This window comes from Vibrio sp. 1580 (genome assembly GCF_033340055.1).
Genome location: NZ_JAWOVT010000143.1, coordinates 1 through 863 on the forward strand (window position 1 = coordinate 1; position 863 = coordinate 863).

General features: G+C 48.3%; 1 protein-coding gene. It reads left to right on the top strand.

Translation table 11 applies throughout. From position 1 onward, the window contains the following. A partial coding sequence (locus R7093_RS24605; RefSeq protein ID WP_411913253.1) for a MutS-related protein occupies nt 1-863 on the top strand: 863 nt, incomplete at both ends.

Genomic DNA, 863 nt, shown 5'->3' on the forward strand with positions numbered 1-863 from the left:
GACTCATTGGATTATTGCCGCCCTACTCTAGTTAAAGACGCAGGTATTCACATTCAAGCAGGTCGCCACCCGGTAGTAGAGCAAGTCACCTCGGACCCGTTCATTGCTAACCCAATAGAATTAAGCCCAAGCCGTAAAATGCTCATCATCACGGGTCCAAACATGGGGGGTAAATCAACCTACATGCGCCAAATTGCGCTAATTGCTTTGATGGCTCACATCGGCTCTTATGTACCTGCAGAATCAGCACAAATTGGCTCATTGGATCGCATCTTTACTCGTATCGGTGCTTCAGATGACTTGGCATCAGGTCGTTCAACCTTCATGGTAGAGATGACAGAAACGGCCAACATTCTCCACAACGCAACCAAGAACAGCTTGGTGTTAATGGATGAGATCGGTCGCGGTACCAGTACTTACGATGGTCTTTCATTGGCATGGGCAAGTGCCGAATGGCTTGCAACACAAATTGGCGCGATGACACTTTTCGCTACGCACTATTTTGAACTAACCGAATTACCGAACTTGCTACCAAACTTAGCGAATGTTCACCTAGATGCGGTAGAACATGGCGACAGCATTGCTTTCATGCACGCTGTTCAAGAAGGCGCCGCAAGCAAATCATACGGCTTGGCGGTTGCGGGCTTAGCTGGCGTACCAAAAACGGTCATCAAAAATGCTCGTACTAAACTGTCTCAACTAGAGCAACTCGGCCAAGCTAGCGACTCGCCTCGTCCAAGCACAGTGGATGTGGCAAATCAGCTCAGCTTAATCCCTGAACCTAGCGAAATTGAACAAGCGTTATCAAACATCGATCCAGACGACTTAACACCTCGTCAAGCCCTTGAAGAGCTGTATCGTTG